The sequence below is a fragment of the Micromonospora sp. NPDC005197 genome, assembly GCF_040608295.1.
Taxonomy (GTDB): domain Bacteria; phylum Actinomycetota; class Actinomycetes; order Mycobacteriales; family Micromonosporaceae; genus Micromonospora.
On record NZ_JBEXHY010000017.1, the window covers coordinates 1 to 19,547 of the forward strand.

A 19,547-nucleotide genomic window follows, 5' to 3' on the forward strand; every position below is an offset into this window, starting at 1 on the left:
GCCGCGCGGCGGCCCGCCGCGCGGCGGGCCTGTTCGCGGCGGACCTCGGCCTGGCGGGCGGCCAGCCACGCCGCCTCCCGGGCGTGGGCGCGGCGTCGACGCCGGCCGGCGAGGGCACGCCCGCGCAGGTGTACGACGTACAGGGCCAGCAGCAGGAAGGTGACCGAGAAGCCGATCCAGAAGCCGGGGCTGACGAACAGCACGCCGATCAACTCGACGACGTTGAGCAGTAGCAGCGCGGCGAGCACCCGGCGTCGGCGGTACACGGCGGGGGTGTGCTGCCGGCGCGGCGGACGACGGCGGGAGCGCTTCGGTGCCGGCGGTACGGCGCGCAGCCGGCCGGAGCGGCGTGCCGCCGGGGGCGCGGAGACCGGCGCAGCCAGCCTTCCTGTAGTCGCATCTTCACTGAGGGTGACGACGAGGGAGCGGGGCGGGTGCACGGGCTGCCGTCCTGGCACAGTGCGGCGCCGTCGACGGCGCTGGAGCACCCGCGCCGTCGACTGCGCCCGCTCCGCCACCAGCCGCTCGGTGGCGTCGTACCGACGAACCAGCGCCGGGGCCAGGGCGAGCAGGCCGGCGGCGGCGAGGACGGCGAGGAGCACCGAGGTCGGCACCCTCACCCCTCCCGTCACCGAATTCGGAGCAAACGCTGCCCGACCGCAGGATCTTCCACCGATCGTGCCTGGGTGCGTAGATCGTCCGGGCGGTGAGCGCTTGCCGCAGCTTGCAGTTACTTGAGGTTACGGCGCACCGACCGTGATGCCGCCGCGCCGCGCCGATCCCGTGCGTGGGACGGCTCACCGCGCGGTGGCGCGTACCCGGTGCCAGCGGGCCAGCAGACCGCCCTCGGCGGCGACCTCTTCGCTCGTCATCGCGTATCCGATGTGGTCCCGCCAGGCGCCGTCGATGTGCATGTAGCGCACGTGGTACGACTCCTCGCGGAAGCCCAGCTTCTCCACCACCCGCCGCGACGGTCGGTTCTCCGGCCGGATGTTGACCTCCACCCGGTGCAGCCCACCCCGGCCGAACGCGTGGTCCACGGCGAGCGCGAGCGCCGTCGGGATCACGCCCTGTCCGGCGACCCGGGCGTCGACCCAGTAGCCGACGTAGCCGGAGCAGAAGGCGCGGCGCACGATGCTGCCGACGTTGAGGTGCCCGACCAACCGGTCCCGGTCGGCCTCCCGCAGGCAGACCGCGAACGGCATACCCTCGCCCTCGCGGGCGGAACGCCGCTGGTCACGGTGCACCCAGCGGAACGCGGCCGGCGAGTTCAGCTCGTCCCAGCTGCCCGGCAGCGACGACTCCCACGGTGCCAGCCAGGCCCGGTTGGCCCGGCGCACCTCCGACCACGCCGCCGCGTCGGAGCGCCGGTAGGGCCGTAGCAGCACCGGGCCGTCGACAAGCACCGCCGGCCAGCCGGGGGCTCGCGCGGGTCCGAAGAGGCTCACCCGCACAGTCTCCCGCGCGGGACCGGATCGTGCGCAAGTGGACCCACCACGCGCACCGTCGAAGAACAGCCGAGCGCACTCACCGGCGCCGGTCGAGCAGCAGGACGTCCACGGTGGAGCCGGCGGCGGCGGTGGTGACCCGCTCGCCGAGCACCAGCAGCCCGTTCGCCTCGGCCAGGCCGGAGAGGGTGAACGGGCCGCCGCGCAGCGGCTGCACGGTGTAACCGCCGCCGCGCCGCTCCGCGACGTGCGCGGGCCGGAACTCCCGCAACCCGCCGGGGGACGACACGGTCTCCAGCAGGTGCGCCCGGACGCTGGGCCGGAACACCGGCTCGGCGCCGGCGAGCAGTTGAATGGCGGGGCGGGCCAGCACCTCGAAACCGATCAGTGCGGCCCCCGGGTCACCGGGCAGGCAGACCACCGGCACCTCCTCGGCGCCGACGGTGCCGAACCCGAGCGCGGTGCCGGGATAGAGCGCGACGTCGGTGAAGGTCACCGGCCCGGCGCGGCCACCCTCGCGGCGGGACAGGATCCGCCGCACCATGTCCCCGGGGCCGGTGCCGGTCCCCCCGGTGGTGATGATCAGGTCGGCGCGCAGGGTCTGGTCCTCCAGCAGCCCGCGCAGCCCTTCCGGGTCGTCGTCGCAGATACCGACCCGGTACGCCAGCGCGCCCACCTCGGCGGCGGCGGCGGTCAGCGCGTGCGAGTTCGCGTCCACCACCTGACCGGGCTGGCTGCCCCGGCCCACGTCGACCAACTCGTCGCCGGTGGCCACGATGACCACCCGAGGGCTGGGCCGGACCACCACGTGCCCGATGCCGGTGGCGGCGAAGACCGCGACGAGCGCCGGCGAGACGTACGTGCCGGCGCGGGCGAGCAGGGTGCCGGCCGGCAGTTCCTCACCGGCGCGGCGTACCCCGTACCCCCGTTTGGGGGTGCGGAAGATCTCCACGGCGGCCATGCCCTGGTCGGTCCACTCCACCGGGACCACGACGTCGGCGGCGACGGGCAGCGGCGCCCCGGCGGCCACCGAGAAGCACGAGCCCGGGGTGAGCCGCACCGGCCGCCAGCTCGCCGCGCCGAGGTCGCCGACCACGTTGAGCCGGATGGTCCGGCCGCCGGGCGTGCCGGAGGGGGCCGGGACGTAGCTCGGGCCCCGGCCCCCTCCGGAAATGTCCTCCCACCGGGCCGCGTACCCGTCCACGGCCGCCTGGTCGAAGGCCGGGAAGGCGTGCGGCGCGACGACGTCCTCGGCGAGGACGTTGCCGTGCGCCTGGGTGAGGTCGAGGTCGAGTGGCGGCAGCGCTCGTAACCTGCGCAGCACGCTGCCCAGGTAGTCGGCGAGCGGCGTCAACTCGTTCGCGGCCGCCTCGGCGTCGGCCGTCGCGGTCATGTACCAGATCCGCCTGCCGCGTCGGCCTTGACGAACTCGGCCAGCCAGGAGCGGAACTCGCTGCCGAGGTCCTCGCGCTCGGCGGCGATCTGCACGACGGTCTGGAGGTAGCCCAGCGGCATGCCGGTGTCGTAGCGGGTGCCGCGGTAGACGATCGCGTGCACCGGTGTGCCCTCGGTGCGCAGCAGCTCCATGGCGTCGGTCAGCTGGATCTCGCCGCCGCTGCCCGGCTTGGTCCGGCGGATCGCGTCGAAGATCTTGCCGGGCAGCACGTACCGACCCAGCACCGCGAGGTTGCTCGGCGCGTCCTCCGGCTGCGGCTTCTCCACCATGCCGGTGACCTTGACGACCTCACCGATGTCGGTCAGCTCCGCCTCGGCCGGCTCGACCGAGGCGATGCCGTAGCGCTTGGTGTCGGCCGGGTCCACCTCGAAGAAGGCGAGCACCACGCCGCCGGTGCGGGCCTGCAGCTCCAGCATCGCCGGCAGCAGCGGCTCGGACGGCTTGACGAACTCGTCGCCGAGCAGCACCGCGAAGGGCTGGTCGCCGACGTGGGACTCGGCGTACCCGACGGCGTGGCCCAGCCCGAGCTGCTCCGGCTGCCGGACGGTGTAGATCTCGGCCAGCTCACTGGGCCGGCGCACGGCGGCCAGCCGCTCGGCGTCGCCCTTCTCCTCCAGCCTGGTCTCCAGGTCGGGGCGTCGATCGAAGTGGTCCACCATCGACGTCTTACCCCGGCCGGTGATCAGCAACACGTCGCCGATGCCGGCCTGGGTGGCCTCCTCGACGATGTACTGCAGCACCGGCCGGTCCACCACCGGCAACAGTTCCTTCGGCACCGCCTTGGTGGCCGGCAGGAAGCGGGTGGCCAGTCCGGCGGCCGGGATAACGGCCTTGACCGCCACGGGACGGCCGGTTGCGGCGACCGTCGATGAGGGGTTCGCTGAGTGCTCCGACATGCCGCGAGACTATCGGCCACGGCTCTGCCGCGGCGGGTGTGGCCCAGAAGACGCGCCGCCGCCCGACCCCGGCCGGGTGACGTCGGGGCCGGCCCGCGCGGCGTCCGCGGCGGAGGCCGCCGGCTCGTCCGCCGGATCCGGGCCGGCGTGCGCGGGCCCCGACCGGTTCGATTCCGGTACGCCAGCAGTCGACTCCGACCGGGCGTGCCCGCCCGGCTCCCGGGGCGCCTGCACGGGCCGGCCGGCACGTGGCAGCCCGTCGGGTGGGCTGACGGCGCAAGCGGGCACCGGTATCTCCCGCGTCGGCACGTCGGGGCGGGCCTCGGCCACGCGATAGGTGTCCCGGCCGGCCGCCTTGGCCGCGTAGAGGGCGTCGTCGGCGGCTTCCAGCACCTCCCGTCCGGTGCTGCCGTGGTCCGGGTAGACGGCGATGCCCACCGACACGGTGACCACGATCGGCCCCGCGTACGCCTCGACCGCGATCGGGGTCTCGCGCACCGCCGCGCCCAGCCGCTCCGCGACGATCGCCGCACCCCGGGCGTCGGTCTCCGGCAGGAGCAGCACGAACTCCTCGCCGCCCTGCCGGAAGGCCAGGTCGACCTCGCGGATCTCACCGCGTACCCGCCGGGCGAACTCGGCCAGCACGGTGTCCCCCGCCGCGTGCCCGTACGTGTCGTTGACGTCCTTGAAGCGGTCCAGGTCGAGGGCGAGGACGCTGAGCATCCGGCCGAACCGGCTGGCCCGCTCCACCTCCCGCCGGATCGACTCGCGCAGGTAGCGGTAGTTCCACAGCCCGGTGAGCGGGTCGGTGAGCGAGAGCCGCTGCGCCTCCTCGTGCACCCGGACGTTCTCCACCGCCACGGCCGCGTGGCTGGCGAAGGTGCGCAGGTTGACCAGGTCGTCGTCGTCGAACTCGTCCGCGCCCACCCGGTCGTAGAGCGCCAGCACACCGAGCGCGGCCGCAGCGGCGCCGGCCTCGTCGGGACTCCTCTCGCCGCCCGCGACGGTCGTTGTCGCGCCGCCCGGTGTGCTCGCGCCGCCCGCTGTGCTCGCGCCGCCCGGGGTGGCGAAGGGGACCGCGACGTAGGTGCGGCAGCGGGGCTCGCCGGTCGGGACCTCGGTCGGTTCCACCCGGCCCCGCTGCGGCTCGCCGGTCGCGGCCACCGCGCCGACCACACCGACGCCCACGGGCACCCGCAGTCCCTGCGACCCGTCCTGGTCCCCCGCCGGCCAGCGCCCGTCCAACCCCTCGCTGCACTGCGCGACGAGCACCCCGCCGGCCTCCACCAGCAGCACCGCGCCGGCCCGCGCCCCGGTGGCCGCGATGGCGCTGTGCAGGATCACCCGCAGGATGCGTTGCAGGTCGTGGGTGCTGGCCAGGGTGTCGCCGAGCACCGCGAGGTGCCCGCGTAGCTGGTCGCGGCTGCTGGTCAGCGCCGCGACGTACGACCCGGTCTCGCGGGTCATCCGGTTGAACGCGGCCGCAAGCCGTCCCAGCTCGTCGCGGCTGCGCACCGGCACCCGGGCGGTCAGGTCGCCGTGCGCCACCCGGTCGACCGCTCCGGCCAGCTCCACCAGTGGCCGGGTGGTCACCCGGGCCAGACGCCAGGCGGTGAACACGGCGAGCAGCCCGGCCAGCACAACCACGCCGGCAAGCGTGACGTGCAGCCCGGGCGGCCGCTCGCTCGGCACCGACAACACCAGCGGCAGCGGCTGGCCCGCGGACGGCCCGATCCGGCGCACGTACCGACCCTTGGTGCTCTCGGTGACGCGCTCACCGCTGGTGGCCCCGGCGGCGGCCAGCACCGCGTCGCGTACCTCCCGGGACTCGGTGGTGTGGGTGACGCGGGCGGCGCTCGCGCCGCTGTCGAGCAGGGTGACCGCGACCCCGGTCACCGCCGCCAGCCGGGCCACGAAGGCCGGGTCGACCAGGTGCGCGGCGGCCACCGTGCCCAGTAGCGCGCCGGCCGGGTCGCGGCGGTCCACCCGGGCGGCCAGCGCGCGGACCGGGCCGGACGACGCGGTGGCCGGCTCGGAGCAGTCCCGCCAGGGGGTCGACGGAGCGCCGGGCGAGGCGTACGTGACGCGTCCGTTCACGTCGGTGACCAGCACCGCTGCGGCCAGCCCACGGCCGACGAGCTGGCCGGCGGCGACGGCCGGGTCACCGGTGAGGGCGACCGCGTCGGCGGCGGCGCGCAGCTGCTGGCAGAGCGCGTCGACCGAGGTACGCACCGTGGAGGCCGCCACCGCGAGGCGCTCGGTGGACCGGCTGCGGTCGACGGCCGTGACGGTGGAGGCCACGAAGAACGCCCCGAGCAGGACCGGGCCGAGCACCACCACGAGGAAGGCTGCCGTCAACCGCCCGCGTAGCGTCACTCGGTCCCCCCGGAAGTTCCGCCTCCGTTGCTTGCGATGCTGACACAGAGCAACCGTGGGAGTGGCGTTGCGTCAGGAGTGTTGCGTGCCGGAATTTTCTGATGAAGCGGAAGTGACCCGAGTGGCGAAGCGGGACACCCGCGTCGACCTGCTCGCCCGCCGTCGGGCCCTGACCGCTCCGGCGCGGGCCGAGGCCGCCGGGCGCGTCCAGGCCGAGCTGGTCGCCCTGGTACGCCGGCTGCGCCCGCGCCGGATGACGGCGTACGTCCCGGTCGGCTCCGAGCCGGGCGGGGCCGACCTGCCGGAGGTGTTGCGGTCGGCGCTGCCGCCCGACGCCGAGTTGCTGCTGCCGGTGCTCCTCCCCGACCTGGACCTGGACTGGGCCGCGTACTCCGGACCCGATGCTCTAAGCGCGGCCGGTCGGGGTATGCGGGAGCCGACCGGCCCCCGCCTCGGCGTGGCCGCGGTCACCGGAGCGGAGCTGGTGGTCGTGCCGGCGCTCGCCGTCGACCGACGCGGCCGACGGCTGGGCCGGGGCGGCGGCTCGTACGACCGGGCGTTGGCACGGGTGCCCACGGCGGCCCTGACCGTGGTCCCGCTGCACGACGGGGAGCTGGTCGAGGCGCTGCCGGCGGAGCCGCACGACCGTCCGGTCCGCGCGGTCGTCACCCCCACCGACGGGATGCGTACGCTTGACGACGGCCCGGGTGCGGCGCAGGGTGTCGCGCCCCACACGTCCGCTGGACGAACCCGGGGCGAATGACGCACCATTGGCACTCGAATACGTCGAGTGCCAACTGGCCGAGCTCAGATACCGGAGGAGAACGTGCCCACGTACCAGTACGCCTGCACCGCGTGCGGTCACCAGCTCGAGGCGGTGCAGTCCTTCTCGGACGAGCCGCTGACCGAGTGCCCGGCGTGTCAGGGGCGGCTGCGCAAGGTCTTCAACTCGGTCGGCATCGTCTTCAAGGGCTCGGGCTTCTACCGCACCGACTCCCGCGCGTCCGTCTCCGAGACCTCCGCTGGAGGCACGCCGAGCAAGCCGGCCAAGTCCGAGTCGTCCTCGTCGTCCTCGTCGTCCTCGTCCTCGGCTGGGGATTCCGGATCGTCGTCTTCGTCCTCGTCGTCCGGGTCGTCGTCCGGTGGGTCGTCCGGGTCGTCGTCGTCCGGTGGATCCTCGACCGGTGGGTCGGGCGGCGGCAAGGCTCCGGCAGCCAGCTCCACGTCCTGACCTCAGCCTTCCCCAAGCTCGCTGACAGCGCCGCCCGCGATCGCCCGGGCGGCGCTGTCCATCCTTGATCCACTCGGGTTCCCGAAAGTCGGCCGGGCCGGGTCGATCGCCCGGATTCCCTTTCCGTGCCATAGCGGGTCCCGCCGGGTGCGATAGCAGATCCAGCCGGTAGATGGGCGTTATCCACAGGCCGGTCAGTTGTCCACAGGCGGGGACGAGGGGTCCGCAGCGCCGGCCGTTGCCGGCCTAACGTGCCGCTCTACGGGTGTCACCACGACGGCACCCGGGACGGAGGCGGCAGATGATCACCCGCAAGTTGGACTCCGCGCGGGCGTTGCGCCCGCTGCGCCGGCCGGCCCTGCCCGGCGGTCGCACCCTGCTGCGGGCCGGGCTGGTCGCCGCGCTGCTCGGCCTCGCCGCCGCGATTCTGCACACCCCAACCGGGATGGACACCCCGTCCGGCCAGCACACCGCGACCGGCTGCCCGGCGACCAACGGCGCGGCCGGGGCGCCGGTCCGGCTAGCCCGACCCGCCGTGCTGACGGTTGTCCGCCCTAGAGTCGCGGTCGGGGTGTGGGCCTGGCTTGCCCGACCCGCCGCGCTGCCGGTGGCCCGCCCCGCAGGCGCGGCGTCGGGGTCAGTCCCAGTGTGGGGGGCGTTGGGCGAGGAGCCAGTCGTCGTTGCCGCTGCTCCGCTCGCCCCAGCCGTGGTCGGTGTCGTCCGTGGTCTGCTCGGGCAGCACCACGAAGTCGTCGCTCAGGTCGACGGTGCGGTCATCATCGCCGCGCGCGCCCTGCGTGCCGGGGTCCTCGGTGCTCACGAGCGGCAAGACTAGCGCAGGCGACCGCTCGCCGACGGTTGGCACATCGACCAGAAGCGACCGGGCCGCCGGCTCCGTTGGTAGCGTCGGACGCCGTGACGACCCCCAGCGGTGGCAGCACCCCGGACGACGACTACTGGCGCCGGCCCGGGACCGGCGACGGCGGGATGGCGGACCAACCCCCACCCGCCACCCCACCCACGAGCGGGTACGCGGGGCCACCCCCGAGCGTGCCGCCCCCGGCCGGCTGGCGTCCCCCGGTGCACCTGGAACCGGCCCCGCCCCGACAGCTTCCGCCACAGGACATGGCCGTCCTGGATGCGGCCGAGCAGCGTTCCCAGCGGGTCACCTACGGCTTCGGCGCCGCAGCCGCCGTGGTGCTGGTGGCTCTTGTCTGCCTGCTCTGCTCGCGCCTCATCTTCTGAGCGGCGTCGGTGGCGCCCACCCCGACCGGCCGCTCAGAGGGTGGTGCCCCAGACGGCCTCGGCGCCGGAGTGACCGGTCAGGTAGACGTAGATCAGGGCGGCGATGGCCAGCGCGACGGTCGCCACCGCGAGCACCGGCGTCACCAGTGCCGGCAGCCGCGGCACCCGCGGGTGCCCACTGGTCGCCACGAGCAGCGCGATGGCCACGATCCCCAGGGGCACCACGATCCGGAACAGGATGTCGCCGTAGCGGGAGTGCTCGAAGATCTGGTCGAGGATCTGGCCCTGGTAGCCGCTGGCGACCAGGGCGTCGGTGAAGGCTTCACCGGATTCCACGGCCACGAACGCGGTCACCGGCGCGACCACGGCGAGGATGGCCAGCGCCCAGTCCAGTCGGTGCCGCCAGCGCGGCAGCCCCACGTATCCGATGGCCAGCACCGCCAGCAGTGGGACCATGACGACCACCGCGTGGACCACGAGGACGTGTACCGGTAGACCCAGGATCTCCTCGAACATCGACACCTCCAGGTGGATCACGGTGAGGGATCGCCAGCGTACGGGCCGCCGGTCGTCCCCGAGCTCTCGCTCGGAGACACGCGCGCGTCGGCGATCAGGTTCAGCACGGCGCGACCCCGCAGGTCGGTCCTGCGGGCTGTGTCCGTGGCCACCCCCAGCGGGCGACGGTTGTCGCTGCTGGTCGTACGTGCTGTCATTGGCGCATGTCCGGTGGCGAGGAGCTGTTGCGGTCGAGGGGCCTGCGCGTCACCCGACCGCGCCTCGCGGTGCTCGACGTTCTCGCCGACGGCGGTCACCTGGAGGTCGACGAGATCACCCGCAGGGTCCGCGAACGCCTCGACTCGGTCTCCACGCAGGCGATCTACGACGTGCTGGGGGCGTTGAGCCGGGCCGGCTTGTCCCGCCGGATCGAGCCGGCCGGCAGTCCCGCCCGGTACGAGGCGCGCGCCGGCGACAACCACCACCACGTGGTCTGCCGGGGCTGCGGCGAGATCGCCGACGTCGACTGCACCGTCGGCAGTGCCCCGTGCCTGGAACCGGGCACCGCGCACGGCTTCGAGGTGGACGAGGCAGAGGTGACCTTCTGGGGCCTCTGCCCGAGCTGCCAGTCGCGCCGCGCCGCCGACAGCTGACCCGGCCCGCACCACCGGCACCGACCGGTGGGCCGTGGCACGCTTGGTCGGTGGACTCCGATGACCTCGGCCTCTTCGGTCCGGGTTCGGTCACGTGGAAGGTGCACGAGGAGCCGATCCTGATCGTCGCGGGCCTGCGCTCGCTCTACCTCCAGGCGTTGCACCCCCGGGCCATGGCCGGGGTCGCGCAGAACAGCAACTACCGCACCGACGCGTGGGGACGGCTGGTGCGCACCGCCACCTACGTGGCGACCACCGTCTACGGCACCACGGCTGAAGCCGAGCAGGCCGGGGCGCGACTGCGTCGCCTGCACGCCCGGCTGCGGGCCACCGACCCCGACACCGGCGAGGACTTCCGGATCGACGACCCGGACCTGCTGCGCTGGGTGCACGTCACCGAGGTCGAATCGTTCCTCAGCACGGCCCGGCGGGCGGGTCTGCCGCTCACCGACGACGAGGTGGACGGCTACTACACCGAGCAGCGTCGGTCGGCCGGCCTCGTCGGGCTGGACCCGGCCACGGTGCCGGGCACCGCCGCCGAGGTGGCGGCGTACTACCGCGCGGTGCGGCCGGAGCTGCGGATGACCCGGGAGGCCGCCGAGACGGCGATCTTCCTCACCGCCCCACCGCTGCCGTGGAAGCTCAGCCTGCCGGCTCGGCTGGGCCTCACCCTCGGCCCGCCGCGCTGGGCGTACCTGGGCATCGCCGGCACCGCGCTCGCGCTGCTGCCTCCGTGGGCCCGACGGATGTACGGCGGGTTGGGGCTGCCCACCACCGAGCTGTCGGCGGACCTCACCGTGCGCGCCCTGCGCCTGGCGCTCGCCGCGGTACCGCGCCGCTATCGGGAGGGGCCGTTGATGCAGGCCGCCAAGGAGCGGGCCGAACGTCACACGGCGACCCCGCTGGCCGGCTGACCAGCCGGACCCCCTCGGGGCGAGGTGCGGACACGCCGCACAGTGTCAGCTGCGGACAGGCCGCACGGAGTCAGGTGCGGGCAGGCCGCACGGGGTCAGGCGTCGGCGGACCGGTCCACGGCCGCCCACGGCTCCTTGCCCGGCGTCTGTGCCCCGGTCGGGCAGTGCCGCCGGAAGTCGCACCAACCGCACCGCGGGCCGGGCGCCACCGGGAACGCCTCGTCGGCATCGCCGCCGTCGGCGACGGCCCGCTCGGCGGCCATGATGTCGCGGGCCGTGTCCTCGGCCCGGGTCAACTGGCGGTTCAGCGACTCGACGGTGTGGTCGTGGCCGGCGACCGTGCCCGTCGGCAGGTGGTGCAGCTCCACCCGGCGACACGGCCGACGGAACACCCGCTCGGCCGCGTACGCGTAGAGCGCCAGCGCCTGCGAGCCCCGAGCGTCGTCGGTGTCCAGCCCGGTGCGACCCGTCTTGTAGTCGACGATGACCAGCTCCGGGCCCTCCGGCCCGGGGCGCGAGTCGATGCGGTCGGCCCGGCCGTTGAAGGCCAGCACCGCGGTCTTGACCGCCACCACCCGCTCGACACCGAGCGGGTCGGACTCCGGATCCAGCGTCTCGACGTACGCCTCCAGCCAGCTCAACGCTCGCCGGTAGGCGGCCCGCTCCTGCTCGTCGTCGCGGTAGCCCTCACGGACCCAGGTGCCCTTGAGCAGGGTGGCCAGCGCCTCGGGGCGGCGTCGGTCGGCGGGCAGCGCGTACCAATTCTTGAGGGCGGTGTGCACGCTGGCGCCGAGCGAGTTGTGTGCCCACGGCGGGCCCTTCGGCGGTGCGGGCCGGTCGACGTAGGAGTAGCGGTAGCGGCGGGGGCAGTCCGCGTACGCGCCGAGCTTGCTCGGGGTGCAGACGAACAGCCGTTCCGGCATCCCCTCGAAGCCGAGCTGCTCGGCGCCACCGGGGCGCTGCTGAGGGGCCCGACCGCCTGCGGCGGGTCGTCCGGCTGAAGAGGCTCGTCGCACGCCTGCGATCCTGCCATCCACCGCCGACATTCCGGGTGTGCCGGTCAGGCCATGTTCACGTACTGGGTCACGAAGGCCGCCACCGCGTCGGCGATGAGCTGTACGGCGATCGCGGCCAGGAGCAGGCCGGCGATCCGGGTCAACACCTCGATGCCGCCGGGGCGCAGGATCTTCACGATGCCGCCGGAGAAGCGCAGCACGATCCAGACCGCGACCATGACGGCGAGGATGGCCGCGGCGATGGCGGTGAAGTCACCCAGCCCGTCGGCCTGCTGGACGAAGAGCATGGTCGCCACGATGGCGCCCGGACCGGCCAGCAACGGGGTGCCCAGCGGCACCAGCGCGATGTTCGAGGTGACCTGCTGGCTGGGATCGTCGGCCTTGCCGGTCAGCAGCTCCAGGGCGACGAGGACGAGCAGCAGGCCGCCGGCGGCCTGCAACGCGGGCAGGTCGACGTGCAGGTAGTCGAGCAGGGTCTGCCCGGCCACCGCGAAGATCACGATTACGCCGAGAGCCAGCGCGACGGCCTGCCAGGCCGCCCGGTTGCGGTCCCGTGCGGGCAACGGCCCGGTCAGCGCCAGGAAGATCGGCATCATGCCCGGCGGGTCGGTGATCACCAGCAGGGTCACGAAAACCTCGCCGAACAGCTTCAGATCCACGTGATCAACCTAGCCGCGCCCTGGTGGGCGAAATACCCGGATCAGCCCGAAGCGACCTCGGTCACCCCGGCGGCGACGATCCGCTCGTACGCCTCGACGCCGGTGGTGAACGCGCCGAGCTGGACGCTCTTGTGGGTGCCGTGAAAGTCGGAGGAGCCGGTGACCAGCAGGCCCAACTCGGCGGCGAGCGCGCGTACGTGGGCCTGCTCGGCCGGGCTGTGGTCCTCGTGGTCGGCCTCCAGGCCGGCCAGCCCGGCGGCGGCCAGCTCGGCGATCAGCTCGTCGGGCACCACCCGGCCGCGTCGGGTGGCGCGGGGATGGGCGAAGACCGGTACGCCCCCGGCGGCCCGGACCAGCCGGACCGCACGGAAGACGTCGATGTCGTCCTTCGGCAGCCGGTACCGCTCGCCCAGCCAGTCCGGGCCGAACGCCTCCCGGGTGCTGGCGACCAGACCGGCGCGGATCAGCGCCTGCGCGATGTGCGGGCGACCCACCGTGCCGCCGCCCGCCCCGGAGAGGATGTCCGGCCAGTTCACGTCGATGTCGTCGGCGCGCAGCAGCGCCACGATCCGTTCGCCGCGTGCCTCGCGGGCGGCCCGCACCCGGGTCAGCTCGGCGACCAGCTCCGGGTGGTCCGGGTCGAACAGGTACGCCAGCAGGTGCAGCGGCACCGGCGGCTGCGCGCCCGACCAGTGGCAGGACAGCTCGGCGCCTCGGATCAGGCGCAGACCGGGCGGCAGCGCCCGTACGGCCGGCGCCCAACCGGCGGTGGTGTCGTGGTCGGTGATGGCCAGCACGTCCAGACCCGCGTCGGTGCCGGCGCGGACCAGGTCGGCCGGGCTCAGCGTGCCGTCGCTGGCGGTCGAGTGGGCGTGCAGGTCGATCCGCGGCGCGGGGCCGGTACGCGAGGTCACCTCCCGACGCTACCCAGCAGACCCGAATCCGGCTCGCGTAGGTGCCGGCCAGCCGTAGAGCGCGGCCCTCAGCGCGCGCCGGCCCGTGCGCCAGGCCGTGGGCCCGCCCGTGCGCCAGGCCGTGGGCCCGCCCGTGCGCCAGGCCCCCGCGGCGCAGGGACGGGAACGCCGGCCAGCGAGCCGAGGCGATCGATCGCAGCGCGGGACGCCGCGACCACTCCGGGGAGCGACCCGGGTGCGGATCAGGAGCCGGTGACCAGGACCGGCCGGTCACCGGGCTGGAGGCCGGCCACGGGCACCGGCTCGGCCGGTTGCCCGGCACGCACCCGTTCGACGTCGACCTGAACCAGCTTGCCGGCGCTGTCGACGTAGGAGACGTCCGTCCGGGTCGTCCAGGCGACAGCGCCACTCAGCGCCGGGCCGGCCGGCATGGCGTTCAGCGTCGTCCCGAGCCGCTGCAGATCGACCAGGAGGGCCCGGTCGCTCGCGCCGACCTTCCCGTTCACCAGAAGCCACCGCCCGTCGTCGGACACGCCGCCCGCGCCGTCCAGGCTCAACTGTGCGCCGCAGGCGGTGCGTACCGGTTTCAGAGCCCGCTTCGGGTCGAGCGCCGCCAGGCAGGTCCCACCCGGCCCGCTCGCGGACACCTGACCGATCAGCCGCCCGTCGGGCAGCGCACCGTAGACGTTCAGGGTGCCCCGCTCGGACACCGCGGTCAGCTCCCCCGTGCCGGGCCGCCACAGGGCGTGGGCCGGCCCGTCCCGGTCGAGCCGGACCAGCACGCTGTTTCCGACGAACCGGACGGGTTCCGCGCCGTCCGGGACCGGAATGCGTACCGTGCCGATGAGCTGGCTCCCGACCACTCCCGCCACGAGCAGGTCCTTGCCGTCGCGCCAGGCGACCTGGCTGGCGTCCGGCGCGAGAACGATCTGGCCCGCGCCGGCCAGCAGCACCTGCACCAGGCCGTCGTCCTGCGCGACCCAGAGGGAACGGCCGGCGGTGGTCGGGGCACCGACCACCAGCAGACCGGCGCCGCTGGGCAGGCTGTGGGCGCGCTCGGCGGGGCCGACGCTGGGCAGCGCCAGCCGCTTGCCGTCGGCGTTGATCAGGGTGCCGTCGAGGAGCAGACCGGCGGGCGTTCCGGGCGACGGCGCGGGTGGGGCGACGGCGGCCGAGGGGAGCGGCCGGACCGACAGATCCGGATCGCCGATCACGACGATGGGCGGGCCCTGCCGGCCGGTCTCGTCGGCGAGCTGCGTCATGCCGGCGCCGATCAGCACGGTGGTGACCATTCCGAGCGCGACACCGACACCGGCACGCCGCCGTCGGATCCGCTTGGCCCGGCGGATGGCCTGACCGGCCGGGTCGGCGGTCAGTGGACGGGCGACGGCGACCTGGTGCGAGAGAGTCTCCCGCACCGCACCTTCCAGCTGGTCACGTCGCACCTGGTTAGGACGCTGCGGACCGCCCGTCAGGTTGTCGGGCCGCCGGGGGAATGCGCTCACTGCTGGTCCCCGGCGCCGGTGCCGACGGGCACGGCCGCCGGAGCGGTGGGCAGCTCGACCGCCGGTGCGATCGGGCGGGGCACGGACGGGCGGGGTGCGACCGCGCCCGGCCCGGCCCGGCCGGCCGCCGGACGCGGCGTCAATGCGGCACGGCCCCCCGCATCCCTCCCGTCCGGACCAGGTCGGGCAGCGTCGGCACCTCGGCCAGCTCGCGCGGCGTCGCCCAGGTCCGGGGTGGCGGCGCCCATCCGTCGGCGCAGCGTGGCCAGTGCCCGGGAGGCCTGGCTCTTCACCGTGCCCGGCGAGATGTCCAGCAGCGCTGCCGTCTGTGCTTCCGACATGTCCTCGTAGTAGCGCAGGACGAGCACCGCCCGTTGCCGGTTGGGCAGCTCCCTGAGGTGCCGCCAGAGCAGGTCGCGGTCGAGCTGCTGCTCGATCTCGTCGACACCGGGCCGTTCGGGCAGCACCTCGGTGGGGCGCTCACCGTGCCAGCGTCGCCGCCACCAGCTCGTCGAGGTGTTGACCATGACACGACGGGCGTACGGCTCGACCGCCTCGATCCCGCCGAGCCGCTTCCAGGCGAGGTAGGTCTTGGTCAGCGCCGTCTGGAGCAGATCCTCGGCTGTCGCCCAGTCGCCGGCGAGCAGATAGGCGGTACGGAGCAGAGCGGCGGAGCGAGCCGCGACGAACTCGCGAAACTCCTCCTCCAACGGGTCCCTGCTCGCCACCGCACACCTCCGCACCCACACCGTCCTGGCAGAGTGCCACGTCAGAGGCGTGTCGGTCCATGACGAAAGGTGCGCACTTGCTCCGATGTTCGGACGAAAACTTTCACGCCCCGTCGTCGGCCTTGGCCTCGTCGGCCTCCTTGCCCAACCGCGCCTCGACCGCCTGCGGCTCGTACATCTCTTCCACGACTCGCAGGTACAGCTCGTTCGGGTTGGGCAGGTTCTTGATCTCGCGCAGCGCCTGCTCCTGGCCGGCGGACTCCAGCACGAAGGTGCCGTAGTTGAGTGCGCGGCCGGTCGGCGTCTGCTCGTACTTCATGTCGGTGACCCGGACCAGGGGCATCATGGCCACCTTGCGGGTGACGATGCCGTTGACCACCATGACCCGCTTGTTGGTCAGGATGAACCGGTCATACCACCAGTCGGCGACTCTCCAGGCCACCCAGCCCATGACGGCGAACCAGAGCAGCACCGCGATGGTCGTCAGCGCGCCCACGTTGTTGCCGGCGAGGAAACCGGACAGGTAGCCGAGCACGAACGTCGCCGCGATGCCGATCAGGATCGGGTTGGTGAGGTGGATCCAGTGCCGCTTCCACTCGCCCCGGTAGCGCTCGGTGGGGAAGAGGTAGCGGGCGACCAGCGAGCTGGGCTCGTCTTCCAACGGAAGCACCCGCCGGGGAGTCGCCCCCGTCGCGTCGGCACGCAGCCCCGCGAGCTCGTCCTCGGAGATCTGCGGTGGCTGGTAGGCGGCCTCGGGATCACGGATCCAGCCCCGGCCGGACCGCCCTTCGCCGGCGTAGCCGGGCCCTTCGCCGTAGCCGACGTCGTCCGAAAGGGACGGCCCGTCGGACAGGCCGGGACCGGCTCCGTAGCCCGGGCCGTCATCCGGCCCGATCCGCGGTATCGGCTCGGTGTCGCGCTCGCGACGTTCCCGGTCGGGGTCGTCCGGGTCGAAGGGTGGACCGGAGGGGCTGCCCATCGACGGTTAGGCGACGAGGCTGGTGAAGAAGTCGCCGAACCCCTGGGCGATGTCCATGATCCCGCCGCCCAGCGACTTGAAAACATCAGCCGCAGAGTTTGGCCGATAGGCGACGAAGAAGATCAAGAATGCGATTCCGGCCCAGGTGAGGACCTTCTTGACCATGGCGGGCCATCCTCTCGCGCGGCGCCGGGTCCCATTACCGCAGCGGCACCCAGAGTATCAGTGTGGTGTCGTACAGTGAAGATCTGCGTCCGTTCTCCGTCAAACCCGGAAGGTTGTCAAGCCCTCCCGGACAGGTACGGGGATGGTGCGCCGTACACGAGCTCGGGCGGAGTCCACTCGGTGAGGTCGTGCAACACGACGTCTTCCGCGAGGAGGTGACCCGCACTCGCCGGCCAGGCTATCGCATGCAGCCACATTCCCCGAGCCTCGCCGGCGTACGCGCTTCGATCCGTCGGAGAATTCACCAGCCACAGTGGAGTCGGGTGCCCGCCGACGCGGATCCTGGCCTGCCCCACGTGCTCCGGATGCCCCGGTCCGGGGTCGGTCAGCGCGTCGACGAGTTCCGGTCCGGGATCCGGGCCGGCCAGGCCGGCGAGCCGGGTGCCCAGGCCGACGCCCGGCTCCTCGGCCACGAAGACCAGATCCGCCGGACCGTCGTCGAGCGGCGCCGGCCCCGCGCAGGCCACCGCGGTCGCCCGCACCCCGGTGCGGTCGTCACCGGCGTACGCCACGCCGGTGAGGGTCCAACCTGGTGGCAGCGGCCACGGGCACCACAGCGGCGTCCCCGGTGGACCCGCGGTCGCGGCGATCCGCTCCACCACGCTCGCGACGATCTCCGCTCCGATGTGTTCGGGCACGTGCAGCGGCGGCACGGGACCGCAGCGCAGGCACCTCGACTCGGTGTGCATCAGATCCGGCGCCCGTACCGGGCCCCCGCATCTCGGACAACTCACCGCGACACTCACAACCCCACCGTCACCCGGCATCGCTGGCACGTCAAGCCGGAAACGCCCGATTGCGCCGACGGGGCGAGGGTCAGTCCGGTGGCGGGCCGGCGTGCGTGCGGATCCACGCGTGCATGGCGATGCCGCTGGCCACACCCGCGTTGATGGACCGGGTGGAGCCGTACTGGGCGATGGAGTAGAGCGCAGCGCAGGCAGCGCGCGCGGGCTCGGACAGGCCGGGCCCCTCCTGGCCGAAGAGCAGCACGCAGTCCCGCGGCAGGACGCCGGTCTCCAGCGGGCGGGAGCCGGGCAGGTTGTCGATGCCGAGCACGGGCAGCCGCCGCCCCGCCGCCCAGTCGACGAACTCCTCGATCGTCGCGTGGTGCCGGACGTGCTGGTAGCGGTCGGTGACCATCGCGCCGCGCCGGTTCCACCGTCGCCGTCCGACGATGTGCACCTCGGCGGCGTTGAAGGCGTTGGCGTTGCGCACCACCGTGCCGATGTTGAAATCGTGCTGCCAGTTCTCGATGGCGACGTGGAAGCCGTGCCGGCGTCGGTCCAGGTCGGCGACGATCGCGTCGTGTCGCCAGTAGCGGTAGCGGTCGACCACGTTGCGCCGGTCCCCCTCGGCCAGCAACTCCGGGTCGTAGCGCGGGTCCTCGGGCGGGTCCCCCGGCCAGGGGCCCACGCCCACCTCAAGCTGGTCGTCGGTCACGGTCATCAGAGGGTACGGGCCACCTCGGCGTCCGCCGCGACGGCCCGCCGACCTCAGCCGAGGCCGAGCGCGTCACCCAGCCGGTCCAGGAACCGTTGGTCGGCGGGGCTGGCCGGACGTCCGCCGGGGCCGGGCACCGCCCGGCAGACGCGGGCCGCGACCGACTGCACCCACTGGCGGTACGCGGCCGAGTCGGCGGGATCAGCGCGCCGGCGCAGGACCCGAACCGCCGCCCGGCACGCAACCAGCAGGTCCACCAGGTCGGTGAGTCGCTCGACGGGCGCCGGGGCGCCGTCGTGGCGGGCGTAGATCGCGGCGACCACGGCACGGACCAGATCACTGTCGAACCCGCGGCCGGCAGCCACCGCGTCCAGACCCGCGAGGCCCGCCATCACCCCCCGCTCCGGGCGGCCGGCGCCTGGCGCTGCGGCGGCCACGAGCACCCGAGCGGGCAGGCTGGTGAGCAGGTCCCACTCGGCGGCGGAGTAGACGGCGGTGGTCAAGGGTGCGGCGCGGCGGCCGGCAGAGGGCGGCTCTCCGGCGACGGAGTGGCTCATCGGAACCTCCGGCGCCAGCATAAGCCCCGAAACGGGCGACGGGCCCCCTCCCCGACAGAACCTGCTGTGCGGGATGGAGGCCCGTGCCTCGGCGGCGGCGACTCCTGCTCAGCGCCGCCGGGGGTTCAGCGCGGGTTCGGGAAGCTGGGCCGCTCCGGGTCCACTCCCTCGGCGACGGCGTCGGCCGCGTACTCCCGCTTGGGGACCATGACCTTGCGGCGGAACACGCAGACCATGGTGCCGTCCTGGTTGTAGCCCCGGGTCTCCACGGACACGACGCCCCGGTCTGGCTTGGAGCCGGACTCGCGCTTGTCCAGCACCGTCGTCTCGCCGTAGATGGTGTCGCCGTGGAAGGTGGGCGCCACGTGCCGCAGCGACTCGACCTCCAGGTTGGCGATGGCCTTGCCGCTGACGTCCGGCACCGACATGCCGAGCAGCAGCGAGTAGATGTAGTTGCCGACCACCACGTTGCGCTTGAACTGGCTGGCCGTCGCGGCGTAGTGCGCGTCCATGTGCAGCGGGTGGTGGTTCATGGTGAGCAGGCAGAAGAGGTGGTCGTCGTACTCGGTGACGGTCTTACCCGGCCAGTGCCGGTAGACCGCGCCGACCTCGAACTCCTCGTAGTAGCGGCCGAACTGCATCCTGGTCCCCTTCGACGGGCGGCGATGGAGTTCGGCACAGCATGCCTTACCGATGGTTAAGGCGACGGTCGGGGCCGGACCCCGGCGGAAATGTCACACCGGTCACTCACCCGAGGGGAGACGCAATGAGCGGCGGGGCCCTCCCCGGCACCCGCCGCCCACGCTCTGA

At 73.7% G+C, this 19,547-nt stretch carries 23 protein-coding genes and 1 pseudogene; 5 read left to right on the plus strand and 19 right to left on the minus strand.

What is annotated here, in order from left to right; translation table 11 throughout:
• The 5 genes from ABZU46_RS09005 to ABZU46_RS09025 all read right to left on the minus strand — a co-directional run.
• Positions 1-620, minus strand: a 620-nt coding sequence (locus ABZU46_RS09005; RefSeq protein WP_354855899.1) for a hypothetical protein, incomplete at its 3' end; no start/stop codon positions are given.
• 177 nt (positions 621-797) lie between these two features.
• A complete protein-coding gene (locus tag ABZU46_RS09010) occupies positions 798-1,448 on the minus strand; it encodes a GNAT family protein (RefSeq protein WP_354855900.1) in 651 nt (216 codons plus the stop codon).
• A gap of 79 nt (positions 1,449-1,527) precedes the next feature.
• Entirely contained in the window at positions 1,528-2,841 is a 1,314-nt protein-coding gene (gene glp, locus ABZU46_RS09015) for a gephyrin-like molybdotransferase Glp (RefSeq protein WP_139582488.1), read from the minus strand.
• Entirely contained in the window at positions 2,838-3,800 is a 963-nt protein-coding gene (locus ABZU46_RS09020; RefSeq protein WP_354855901.1) for a UTP--glucose-1-phosphate uridylyltransferase, read from the minus strand. Before ABZU46_RS09020 ends, glp begins: the two co-directional genes overlap by 4 nt.
• A gap of 9 nt (positions 3,801-3,809) precedes the next feature.
• Positions 3,810-6,176, minus strand: a complete 2,367-nt coding sequence (locus ABZU46_RS09025; RefSeq protein WP_354855902.1) for a diguanylate cyclase — start codon at positions 6,174-6,176, stop codon at positions 3,810-3,812.
• Between the two features lie 85 nt (positions 6,177-6,261).
• On the opposite strand from ABZU46_RS09025, the gene ABZU46_RS09030 reads away from it, so the two are divergent.
• Both ABZU46_RS09030 and ABZU46_RS09035 read left to right on the plus strand, forming a co-directional pair.
• On the plus strand, positions 6,262-6,939 hold the full coding sequence (locus tag ABZU46_RS09030; protein WP_354855903.1) for a 5-formyltetrahydrofolate cyclo-ligase: 678 nt from the start codon (positions 6,262-6,264) through the stop codon (positions 6,937-6,939).
• Positions 6,940-7,002: 63 nt separating this feature from the next.
• A pseudogene (locus ABZU46_RS09035) lies at positions 7,003-7,143 on the plus strand (FmdB family zinc ribbon protein); the annotation flags it as partial.
• A 14-nt stretch (positions 7,144-7,157) separates the two neighbouring features.
• Here the strand turns inward: ABZU46_RS09035 and ABZU46_RS09040 are convergent.
• The gene (locus ABZU46_RS09040; RefSeq protein ID WP_354855976.1) at positions 7,158-7,400 is read right to left on the minus strand and encodes a hypothetical protein; all 243 of its coding nucleotides are present in this window, start codon (positions 7,398-7,400) and stop codon (positions 7,158-7,160) included.
• A 644-nt stretch (positions 7,401-8,044) separates the two neighbouring features.
• Entirely contained in the window at positions 8,045-8,227 is a 183-nt protein-coding gene (locus ABZU46_RS09045) for a hypothetical protein (protein WP_354855904.1), read from the minus strand.
• A 95-nt stretch (positions 8,228-8,322) separates the two neighbouring features.
• On the opposite strand from ABZU46_RS09045, the gene ABZU46_RS09050 reads away from it, so the two are divergent.
• Complete coding sequence (locus ABZU46_RS09050) at positions 8,323-8,652, plus strand: hypothetical protein (RefSeq protein WP_354855905.1); 330 nt, start codon at positions 8,323-8,325, stop codon at positions 8,650-8,652.
• 33 nt (positions 8,653-8,685) lie between these two features.
• Here the strand turns inward: ABZU46_RS09050 and ABZU46_RS09055 are convergent, their stop codons facing one another.
• Positions 8,686-9,168 carry a DUF2231 domain-containing protein gene (locus ABZU46_RS09055; protein ID WP_354855970.1) on the minus strand — a complete coding sequence of 161 codons (483 nt, stop codon included), beginning with the start codon at positions 9,166-9,168 and terminating at the stop codon, positions 8,686-8,688.
• 203 nt (positions 9,169-9,371) lie between these two features.
• Here ABZU46_RS09055 and ABZU46_RS09060 point away from each other — a divergent pair, with 203 nt between their 5' ends.
• Entirely contained in the window at positions 9,372-9,800 is a 429-nt protein-coding gene (locus ABZU46_RS09060; RefSeq protein ID WP_354855906.1) for a Fur family transcriptional regulator, read from the plus strand.
• Positions 9,801-9,850: 50 nt separating this feature from the next.
• Positions 9,851-10,714, plus strand: a complete 864-nt coding sequence (locus tag ABZU46_RS09065; protein ID WP_354855907.1) for an oxygenase MpaB family protein — start codon at positions 9,851-9,853, stop codon at positions 10,712-10,714.
• Positions 10,715-10,809: 95 nt separating this feature from the next.
• Here ABZU46_RS09065 and ABZU46_RS09070 read toward each other — a convergent pair whose 3' ends face one another.
• From ABZU46_RS09070 to ABZU46_RS09120, 11 genes are all read right to left on the minus strand, one after another.
• The gene (locus ABZU46_RS09070) at positions 10,810-11,637 is read right to left on the minus strand and encodes a PD-(D/E)XK nuclease family protein (RefSeq protein ID WP_354855971.1); all 828 of its coding nucleotides are present in this window, start codon (positions 11,635-11,637) and stop codon (positions 10,810-10,812) included.
• Positions 11,638-11,774: 137 nt separating this feature from the next.
• Complete coding sequence (locus ABZU46_RS09075) at positions 11,775-12,389, minus strand: MarC family protein (protein WP_354855908.1); 615 nt, start codon at positions 12,387-12,389, stop codon at positions 11,775-11,777.
• A 41-nt stretch (positions 12,390-12,430) separates the two neighbouring features.
• Positions 12,431-13,303: a PHP domain-containing protein gene (locus tag ABZU46_RS09080; RefSeq protein WP_354855909.1), complete on the minus strand. Its 873-nt coding sequence runs from the start codon at positions 13,301-13,303 to the stop codon at positions 12,431-12,433.
• 242 nt (positions 13,304-13,545) lie between these two features.
• On the minus strand, positions 13,546-14,748 hold the full coding sequence (locus tag ABZU46_RS09085) for a hypothetical protein (protein WP_354855910.1): 1,203 nt from the start codon (positions 14,746-14,748) through the stop codon (positions 13,546-13,548).
• A gap of 56 nt (positions 14,749-14,804) precedes the next feature.
• Entirely contained in the window at positions 14,805-15,536 is a 732-nt protein-coding gene (locus tag ABZU46_RS09090) for a SigE family RNA polymerase sigma factor (RefSeq protein WP_354855911.1), read from the minus strand.
• Between the two features lie 103 nt (positions 15,537-15,639).
• Positions 15,640-16,515 (minus strand): PH domain-containing protein, encoded by an 876-nt coding sequence (locus tag ABZU46_RS09095; RefSeq protein ID WP_354855912.1) that lies wholly within the window; start codon positions 16,513-16,515, stop codon positions 15,640-15,642.
• 6 nt (positions 16,516-16,521) lie between these two features.
• Positions 16,522-16,680, minus strand: a complete 159-nt coding sequence (locus tag ABZU46_RS09100; protein WP_007455302.1) for a hypothetical protein — start codon at positions 16,678-16,680, stop codon at positions 16,522-16,524.
• A 116-nt stretch (positions 16,681-16,796) separates the two neighbouring features.
• A complete protein-coding gene (locus tag ABZU46_RS09105; protein WP_354855913.1) occupies positions 16,797-17,507 on the minus strand; it encodes a DUF6758 family protein in 711 nt (236 codons plus the stop codon).
• Positions 17,508-17,556: 49 nt separating this feature from the next.
• Positions 17,557-18,180: an RNA methyltransferase gene (locus ABZU46_RS09110; RefSeq protein ID WP_354855972.1), complete on the minus strand. Its 624-nt coding sequence runs from the start codon at positions 18,178-18,180 to the stop codon at positions 17,557-17,559.
• Between the two features lie 53 nt (positions 18,181-18,233).
• Positions 18,234-18,758, minus strand: coding sequence for a hypothetical protein (locus ABZU46_RS09115; protein WP_354855914.1), 525 nt, complete (start codon positions 18,756-18,758; stop codon positions 18,234-18,236).
• A gap of 104 nt (positions 18,759-18,862) precedes the next feature.
• Positions 18,863-19,378: a MaoC family dehydratase gene (locus ABZU46_RS09120; protein ID WP_354855915.1), complete on the minus strand. Its 516-nt coding sequence runs from the start codon at positions 19,376-19,378 to the stop codon at positions 18,863-18,865.
• Positions 19,379-19,547: the final 169 nt, after the last annotated feature.